At 73.5% G+C, this 8673-nt stretch carries 7 protein-coding genes; all 7 read left to right on the forward strand.

The genetic code is table 11. The annotated features are described in order from the left end of the window. Positions 1 to 220 precede the first annotated feature (220 nt). The 7 genes from AB0P24_RS39700 (at position 221) to AB0P24_RS39730 (ending at position 8548) form a co-directional block, all read left to right on the forward strand. Positions 221 to 2509 carry a peptidase domain-containing ABC transporter gene (locus tag AB0P24_RS39700; protein ID WP_365802839.1) on the forward strand — a complete coding sequence of 763 codons (2289 nt, stop codon included), beginning with the start codon at positions 221 to 223 and terminating at the stop codon, positions 2507 to 2509. Beyond that, the gene (locus AB0P24_RS39705; RefSeq protein ID WP_365802841.1) at positions 2497 to 3843 is read left to right on the forward strand and encodes a condensation domain-containing protein; all 1347 of its coding nucleotides are present in this window, start codon (positions 2497 to 2499) and stop codon (positions 3841 to 3843) included. Before AB0P24_RS39700 ends, AB0P24_RS39705 begins: the two co-directional genes overlap by 13 nt. Further along, positions 3840 to 4112 (forward strand): acyl carrier protein, encoded by a 273-nt coding sequence (locus AB0P24_RS39710; RefSeq protein WP_365802845.1) that lies wholly within the window; start codon positions 3840 to 3842, stop codon positions 4110 to 4112. The genes AB0P24_RS39705 and AB0P24_RS39710 overlap by 4 nt, the downstream gene beginning before the upstream one ends. A gap of 3 nt (positions 4113 to 4115) precedes the next feature. Further along, entirely contained in the window at positions 4116 to 5531 is a 1416-nt protein-coding gene (locus AB0P24_RS39715; protein ID WP_365802847.1) for an AMP-binding protein, read from the forward strand. After that, a complete protein-coding gene (locus AB0P24_RS39720) occupies positions 5528 to 7267 on the forward strand; it encodes an AMP-binding protein (protein WP_365802849.1) in 1740 nt (579 codons plus the stop codon). The genes AB0P24_RS39715 and AB0P24_RS39720 overlap by 4 nt, the downstream gene beginning before the upstream one ends. A gap of 78 nt (positions 7268 to 7345) precedes the next feature. Then, the gene (locus AB0P24_RS39725; protein WP_365802851.1) at positions 7346 to 8017 is read left to right on the forward strand and encodes an LmbU family transcriptional regulator; all 672 of its coding nucleotides are present in this window, start codon (positions 7346 to 7348) and stop codon (positions 8015 to 8017) included. Between the two features lie 93 nt (positions 8018 to 8110). Then, a complete protein-coding gene (locus AB0P24_RS39730; RefSeq protein WP_365802853.1) occupies positions 8111 to 8548 on the forward strand; it encodes an HIT family protein in 438 nt (145 codons plus the stop codon). Positions 8549 to 8673: the final 125 nt, after the last annotated feature.

Below are 8673 nucleotides of genomic sequence, written 5' to 3' on the forward strand. Positions count from 1 at the left end.
CGCCGCCTGCATCTGACGACGGGCGCTTACGTGAGCGGCGAACCTCCCGAGCCGTCCGGGTTCTCCGGGGCCCGGGAGGTTCGCCCTCCGGCAAGGCCGGCGTCTGCCGCCGGGGCCGCGGACCGCACGGAACCCCGGCGCCGATGGCCGCCTACAAGTCCCAAGCGCCGGGCCGACCGGCCCACCGGTTCGCCCGGCGTCGCCTCGAAGGAAGCAAGACATGACGAGTAGACCACGCTTCCGGCCCGCGGCCCTGGCACACCGTTACGGGCGCGACGGCCTCGGGCCGGTGCTCGGCCGGATCGGCGAAACGCACCGGCCGAAGCGCCGGCGGGACCGGGTCCGCTCCGCGCTCACCGAACTGCGCGAACGGCGCGGCCGGCGACGTGTCCCGGTGTGCCTGCAGACCCAGGTCAGCGACTGTGGCGCCGCCTGCCTCGTCATGACGCTGCGCCACCACGGGATCGACGCCCAACTCGCCGAGATCAGGGCGCGGACCGACTCGGGCCGCAACGGCGCGTCGGCGCGGACGCTCCTGGACGTCGCCCGGCAGAGCGGACTGCACGGACGCGGGGTGCGCACCGATCTCGAAGGGCTCCAGCACCTGCCCGCGGGAAGCATCCTGTTCTGGAACTTCAGCCACTTCGTGGTGCTGGAGCGCTCGACCGACGACTACACCGACATCGTGGACCCCGCGTCGGGCCGTCGGCGGCTGAGCCCCGAAGCCGTCACCGAGTCCTTCACCGGCGTCGCGCTGGAGTTCGAGGCGCCGCTGGAACCGGCGCCCGCGCGGCAGTCCGCCGCACCCGCGACCGCCGGGCCCTGGCGGCTGCTGCGGCACGTCCTGCCGCACGGCAGGAACCTGGGCGGTATCGCGGCCTCCTCGGGTGCCCTCATGGCACTGGAATTCGTCCTGCCGGCCGCCATCAGCGTCATCGTCGGACGCGTCATCCCCGACCGGCTCACAGGAACCCTCTGGCTCGCCACCGCGGGACTCGGATTCGTCTGCCTGCTCTTCTTCGCCCTGCAGATCCTGCGGTCCTTCCTGCTGACGAAGCGTCAGGCGGCCGCGGAGAGGGGGCTGACCTGGGGGGTGGTGGAGCACCTGGTGTCCCTGCCCTACGAGTTCTTCACCGTGCACAACTCCGGTGACCTGGCCCTGCGGGTACGGACCAGCAGCACGCTGAACCAGATTCTGAGCCTCTCCGCGGTGTCGGCGGTCTTCGACAGCCTTCTGATCCTCGTCTACCTCGTCGCCATCACCGTCGCCAACCCGGTTCTCGCGTCGATCGTCATCTGCCTCATCGCTCTGCAGGCCACGGTGATGGCCGTCACCTGGCGCCGCCAGTCCCGGCTGAGCTACGAGGTGCTGGAGCGCCAGACGCAGGCCCAGGGGGAACTGATCGAGATGCTGGAGAGCATTACCAGCCTGAAGTCGGCGGGGGTGGAGGCCGTGGCGTCCGAGCGCTGGTCACACGCGCTCGTCGGCGAGGTCAACAAACGCATGCAGGCCAAGCGCAGCCTGGCCACCACCACCTCCCTCAGCCGCTCCCTCCAGTTCTGCGCCCCCATGGTGGTGCTCGTCGTCGGCGTCTGGCGGGTGCTGGACGGACATGACTCGGCGGGCGCGACCCTCGCCTTCATGGCCCTGACGACCTCGCTGTTCGCCCCGCTGGAGAGTGTGTTCGACACCGCTTCCCAACTGGCCACCGTCCGCCCCGCCCTGGTCCGGCTGGACGACATCCTGTCCACGCGGCGGGAGCAGGGCGGCCGGCCGCTGCCCGCCGGCACGGACGCCGGCCCGCTGGGCGTTGTCGCCGATGATCTGACGTTCCGCTACCCGGGAGCTCAGCGGCCGACCCTGTCCGACATCGGCCTGCGGATCGAACCGGGCCAGTTCGTGGCGGTGGTGGGGCGGTCCGGGTCGGGGAAGTCGACGCTCGGCATGCTGCTCGCGGGACTGCACCCGCCCACCTCGGGCACGCTCCGCGTCGACGGCCTCGACATCACCGAGATCGACGGCCCGGCTTACCGGCGTCAGATCGCGTACGTCAACCAGAACGCCCACCTGTTCAGCGGGTCGATCCGCGACAACGTCGCCTTCGGCGCCGGTGAAGTCGCCCAGGCGGACCTGATCGACGCGGTCCGGCTGGCCCGCGTCCACGAGGAGATCGCCGCCCTGCCCAGGGGGTACGACACACTTGTGGGACCGAGCGGGCACGGCCTGTCCGGAGGGCAGCGCCAGCGGATCGTGCTCGCCCGGGCCCTGGCCCGCCGGCCGCGGCTGCTGATCCTCGACGAGGCGACCAGCGCCCTCGACCCGGAGCTGGAGCGGGAGATCTTCCAGGGGCTGCTGACCCGCGGCACCACCGTCGTCGCCGTCGCCCACCGCCTCACGGTGCTGGACGCCGCCGACCAGGTCCTGGTCGTCCAGGACGGGAGAATCGTCCAGTCCGGCACGCCCGAGGATCTCAAGGCGGACGGCGGTGAGTTCCTGTGCCTGACCTGACCGGAGCCGACAGCGCGCCCGACACCGCCCCCCTCACATACGAACAGGAGTGGTACCTCGCCAACACCAGGCGGAACACCCTCACACCACGCAACGTCCGCCTGTCCTACGAGATCCTCGGCCCCCTCGACCCGGACCTCCTGGAGGAGGCCGTGCGGTGCTTCGTGGCCCGGCACGACGCGCTGCGGATGACCCTCACCGAGGCTGCCGCCCCCACGGACACCGCGCAGCGGGCGCTCCCGGTCCGGCACGGGGACCGACCGGTCCGCGGAGAACACGTCGCCGCCGCGTCCACCCGCCAGTTCTCCCGCTACGCCTCGGCGGTTCTCTCCCGTGACGTCATCACACCCCTCACCGGCCCAGACCGCCCCTTCACCTTCCGACTGCTTCGCCACGACGCCCAACACCACGCCTTCCTGGCGACGTTCGCCAACCTCTTCTTCGACGGCCGCGCCCACGATCTGTTCACGCGTGAGGTCTGGCGAGACTACGCCGCCCTCCGCGAGGCGGGCACCGCACCCGCACTGACCGCACCCTCGTTCGCCGACGCGGCGCGCAGACAGCGCGCGGGATACGGGCCGCGGCACCTGGAGCGGGCGAGGGCCAGCTGGCACCGGCGCATGGAATTCGCGGCCCGCCACCCGTGGCGCGAACTGGACGGCATCGCGCCCACCCCGAACGGCAGTGTCCACGCGGAGATCCCCACGGCCGCCGTGGAGGCGCTGCGCGAAGCCTGCCGGAGTGCCCGGTGCACCGTCATGCAGTGGCTCGTCGGCTCGTTCGTGAGGGCGCTCGCGCAGTGCGCGGGACAGCGCCGGGTGAGCCTGTGGACGTCCCTGGACTCCAGGCGTACCGCCGAGCGCGACGTGGTGGGTATGTTCGCCGGACCGGCGCCACTCGCGATCGGCGCCCCCGGCGCCGCCCTGCCCGACGTCGTGGCCGAGGTCGGCCAGGCGATGGTCGACGCACTGCGCCACCAGCAACTCACCGCCCGCGAACTGGCCGGCATGCTGGATGCCTCCGACGACGCCGGCCCGCCGGCCCGGGACATCTACGTCAACCTGCGGACCTTCCCCGGCGACCTGAGGGGCGGCCGCGGTGACCACGGGCTGCGGATCACCCCCGACGCCTATCCACTGCGCCGTATCTCCGTCACCGAGCGCGCGGCACTTCACCTGCGGTGCAACGAGTACCGCGACGCCGTCCTCCTCGACCTCCTCTTCGACGGGCGGCGCATCGGCGAGCCCCTGGCGCGGTCGATCGTGCACCACATCGTCGAGGACGCGGTCGGCGTCCGCCGTCCGTCGTCGCCGTCCGGAAAGGCCCTGCCATGAGTCACCTGCCCCCCGACGCGCTGCTGTCCCAGGTGATGGCGACCGTCACCGCGGTCTTCGGCCACGCGATGGCGCCCGACGACAATTTCTTCGACGCCGGCGGCGACTCCGTCGCCGCGGTCGAACTGGCCGATCTGCTGGAGGAGCGCCTCGGCACCGACGTCGACATCGAGCTGATCCACCGCGCGGAGAGCTTCGGGGCCCTGGCCGCCGAACTGGCCGGTGGCCCCGTCCCGGCCGGCGTCCGCGCGGCCGCCGAGGAGGACTGACCCGTGCGGCCGTACCTCTGGAGCCCCTGGCGGACCGCGTCCGCCGATCCCAGCCGGCTCGCCGTCGCGGCCGGGCCCGACACCTGCACCTTCGGCGAGCTGACCGCGAGGGCCGACGCGCTGGGCCGCGGCCTGCGCGCCCGCGGGGTGCCGGACGGCAGCGTCCTTTCCACCGACATCCCCACCGGCCCGCGGTTCTTCGCCCTGGCCCTGGCAGCACTCGCCCACGGATACGGGCTGTTCCCCGTCGAGGCGGACCTGCTGCGATCGTCCGCCGGGCACCGGCTGACGGCCGACATGCGGGTGGCCCTGCACGTGACGGACGACCCCGCGGCAACAGCCGACAGCCTCGCGCTGCCCTGCCCGGTGACCGGTGACGAGTCGCTGGTCCTCGCCGGCGCGGCGCGCCCCCCGGCTCCGGGACCGGCGGTCGCCGCCGGGTACCTGGCCTTCGCCACGTCCGGCACGACCGGCGAGCCGCAGGCCGTGCCCCGGGTGCGGCCGCGGCGCCCCTACCGGGGCGTCGCGGTGGCGGAGCGGTACGCGGCGGGACCGGGGGAGGGCCCCCACCTGATGGCCAATGCCTCCTACCACCTGGGCACGCTCGGCCCCGCCCTGTACGCGCTACAGGCGGGAAGCGCCGTGATCGTGCAACGAGACTGGTCCCCGGCCCTCTTCACGGCCCTGGCCGACCGGCACGCGGTGGCCAGCACCATGCTCAGCCCCGACCTGCTGGTCGACGTCGTGACGGCCGGCCGCGCCCCCGCCGTCCCGTTGCGAGCGGTCTTCCACGGCGGCGCCGCCTGTCCGCCCGGGGTGAAACGCGCCGCGATCGCACTGCTGGGACCCGTCCTGCACGAGTACTACGGCACATCCCGCAGCATCCTCACCGAGATCAGCACGCAGGACTGGCTCGGCCGTCCCGGCTCGGTCGGGAGGGCGCTGCCCGGGATCGACCTCGTCATCGACCGGGACGGCACGGCGCTGCCCGCCGGTGAACCGGGCGAGATCACCGCGCACCTGCGGGCCGTCGACCGCGAGGGCGGCGACGACGCGGTCCTGCGCACCGGCGACGTCGGCTTCCTGGACGCCGAGGGCTACCTCTTCGTCATCGGCAGGGCCGGGAACGGGGGCGCGCAGACGAACGCGCTGCTGGAGCACGTGGTGCGGGCCCTGCCGGACGTCACCGACGTGGTCGTGGTCGACGGACCCGGACCCGTCTGCCACGTGGAGACCCGCACCCCGGACCGCTCACCGGTACTGGCGCGGGCCATCGGCGAGGCGATCGCGGGCCGGAGCCTGCCCGTCCCCAGGATCGTGCTGTACCCGAGCGGCGCCCTGCCCCGCACCGCGAGCGGCAAGATACGACGGGCGGCACTGGCCGCAGACGGCGCAGCGGCCTCCCGGCGGCCCTCATGACCGCCGGCCGGAAGGCGGTGCCCGGCACCGAGGCCGGGCCGGCGGCGGGCGGTACGGCCTACGACTGGTTGGAGCGGCACGCGCGGCTGCGCCCGCGCGCGACCGCGGTGGCGGTGTGGCGTGACGGGGTGATCCACCGGTCTCTGGACTTCGCCCAGTTGTCCGCCTTGGTGCGGCGCGCCGCGGCGGCCCTGTCCCGCTACACCCACGAGGCGGGCGACCGCGTCGTCCTCGCCCTGCCCAACGACCTGTCCTTCACCGCGGCCCTGCTGGCCGCGACGGCCGCGGGCCTGATCGCTGTGCCGGCTCCGCCGTTGACGGCAGATCCGGCACCGGTGACGCTGGCCCGTCTGCGGGGGATCGTCGAGGACTGCCGGCCGGTACTGGTCGTCAGCTGCGGACGCGAGAGCGGCGGTGGGTCCGGCGCGCCCCCGGTCCCCGGGGTGCGGCACGTCGTCACCTGGGACGACCTGGTGGCGTCCGCCGACGGCCCGGCCCGGCCCGGGGACCTCCCCGGGAGCTGCGACATCGGCGTGCTGCAGTACACCTCCGGCTCGACGGGCACGCCCAAAGGCGCCGTCATCACCCATCGGGCGATGCGGGCCAGCTGCGCCCAGGCCGCGCACGCCTACCGGGAGAGCCCGCGCGACACCGCGGTCACCTGGGTGCCGCTCCACCACGACATGGGCCTGGTCACCGGAATCCTGCGCCCGCTGTTCAGCGGCTACGCCTCCGTGCTGCTCGAGCCCCGGGACTTCGCCCGGGCACCGGCGTCCTGGCTCCGGGCGATCACGGCGCTGCGCGCGACCGTCTCCAGCGCACCCGACTTCGCCTACGGGCTGTGTGTCCGCAAGGTCCCCGCCGAACAGGTGCCGCGGCTGGACCTGTCCTCGTGGCGGGTCGCGCGCAACGCGGGCGAAGTCGTACGCGCCGACACCGCCGACCGGTTCACCGCGCACTTCCGCGCGGCCGGCTTCCGCGCCGCCGCCCTCTGTCCCTCCTACGGCATGGCGGAGGCCACCCTCGCCGTGACCGCCGGCACCCACGACGAGCCGGCCCTGCGGCTCGTCGTGGACCGCGACGCGCTGCGGGCCGGCCGGGTGGTGCCCGCCCCGCACACCGCCGAGCCCGTACCCGCCCGGTCGGCGCTGCTCTCCTCCGGGCGGCCGTTGCCCGGCACCGACGTGGCGATCGGCCGCCCGGGTGACCGGACGGGCCGTCCGGACGGCACGGTCGGACCGATCTGGATCCGTGGACCCCAGATGTTCTCCGGTTACTGGCGCGGGCCGAGCCGGAGCGGCACGGGGGGCGAAGGCTGGCATGCCACCGGTGACCTCGGCTTCGTCCACCGGGGACACCTCTTCGTCCTGGGACGCGCTGACGACACCGTGGTCCTGAACGGGCGCAACTTCCACGCGTCGGACATTCGCGCCGTCTGCGCGGGCGTCACCGGTTTGCGGCCGGGCCGCTGTGTGGCCTTCACCACGGGCGGTCCCGGCTCCGTACCGTCCACGCCCCCCGCGGTACGCCTGGTCGCCGAGGTCGGCGCGGGCAGCCTCCGAGACCGGAGGGAGATGGCCGCGGACATCCGGCGCCGCCTCGCCGCGGAGCTCGAACTCTATGTGCGCGACGTCGAGTTGGTGTCCCCCGGGGAACTGCCCTTCACGACCAGCGGCAAGCCCATGGTCAATGAGACGCGAGCCCGTTACGAGGAACGATCGCCGCAGACGCGATGACCCCGGGCGGCCGCCGCGGTGCCCGCGAGCCGTCCGCCCACGACCGGTCCCCGTCGCCCACCCACTCCAGGAACCGCCATGTCACCAGTTCAGCGGAGCTCCGCCGCCCCCCGGCAGCGGCCGGCGGACCACGCCGCGAGAACCGTGCCCGCCGCCGCTGCCTCCGTGCCCGAACCCGCGCACCTCGGAATCGACCGCTGGGCCCGCGCCCGGCGCACGTGCCTGCAACTGCCGGACGACCTGCCCCTGACGGCCTGGCTGCGGGTCGGACAGCAACTGATGTCGGTGAGGGACTCGTCCGCCTGGTGGGCCGGCGACTGGCTCGTCTACGGCAGCGAGCGCTACCCCCATCGCTACCGGGAGGCGATCGAGCGCACGGGGCTGGACCATCAGACGCTCCGCAACTACGCCTGGGTCGCGCGGAAGTTCCCGGTGCCTCGGCGCCGGCCGCAGCTGAGCTTCCAGCACCACCAGGAGGTGGCCGCCCTTGCGCCGGATCAGCAGAACCTGTGGCTGGACCGGTCGATCGAGTACGGCTGGTCCAAGGCCGAACTGCGCCGGCGGCTGCGGGCGAACGCGCCGGGACGGGACGCCCCCGGCGGACGCGGAACACGGCTCAGCCTGGAGGTCGGCGAGGAACGCTGGGCGGTGTGGCGGCGAGCCGCGCAGCGGGAGGACAAGGACGTGGCCGAGTGGCTCACGTCCCTCGCGGACCGCGCCGCCCACGGCGACCCGGGCCACGGGACCTGAAACCGCGCCCGGGGCCCGGGGGAGTCCCGGCCTTTGCGCGGGTGGCCCGGGCTCTGGTGTGGTGGGGCCCTGCCCACCGCGAGGAGACTGGACATGGCCGTCGGCGAATGCGTCTTCTGTTCGATCGTGCAAGGTCAGGTCGAGGCCAGCACCGTGTACGAAGACGACACGGTGGTGGCCTTCATGGATCACCAACCTGTCACTCCCGGGCATGTGCTCGTCATCCCCAGAGCGCACGCGGCGGGCCTGGAGGACCTGGAACCGGCCCTCGGCGTCCCCATGTGGGCGGCGGCGCACCGCCTCGCCCGCGCGTTACGCCGTTCCGACCTGCGATGTGAGGGCGTCAATCTCTTCTTGGCGGACGGCGAGGCCGCCTTCCAGGAGGTCTTCCATGTACACCTGCATGTCTTCCCCCGCTACGCCGGAGACGACTTCCGCATCGAGGCGGACTGGCGCGTGCGCGAACGGAGCGAACTCGAAGCGAGCGCTGCCGCGGTACGGGCCGGCCTCACAGCCCTCACCCCGCCGTGAACGGTTCCGTCGAGAGGCCTCGAAACGGGTGAGGGCCTTCTCGGCAGGGACAGGCGTCGGCCCTTCTCCGAGCGCTAACGGGGTATGCCGCGGCCCAAAGCCCCCGCCGCGCGCCCGGGGAGACC

This window comes from Streptomyces sp. NPDC086519, from assembly GCF_040686075.1.
Taxonomy (GTDB): domain Bacteria; phylum Actinomycetota; class Actinomycetes; order Streptomycetales; family Streptomycetaceae; genus Streptomyces; species Streptomyces shenzhenensis.

Coding starts and splice junctions, on each gene's coding strand:
- AB0P24_RS39710 (WP_365802845.1), top strand. CDS start 3,840: ATGAGTCACCTGCCCCCCGACGCGCTGCTGTCCCAGGTGATGGCGACC.
- AB0P24_RS39720 (WP_365802849.1), top strand. CDS start 5,528: ATGACCGCCGGCCGGAAGGCGGTGCCCGGCACCGAGGCCGGGCCGGCG.
- AB0P24_RS39725 (WP_365802851.1), top strand. CDS start 7,346: ATGTCACCAGTTCAGCGGAGCTCCGCCGCCCCCCGGCAGCGGCCGGCG.
- AB0P24_RS39700 (WP_365802839.1), top strand. CDS start 221: ATGACGAGTAGACCACGCTTCCGGCCCGCGGCCCTGGCACACCGTTAC.
- AB0P24_RS39730 (WP_365802853.1), top strand. CDS start 8,111: ATGGCCGTCGGCGAATGCGTCTTCTGTTCGATCGTGCAAGGTCAGGTC.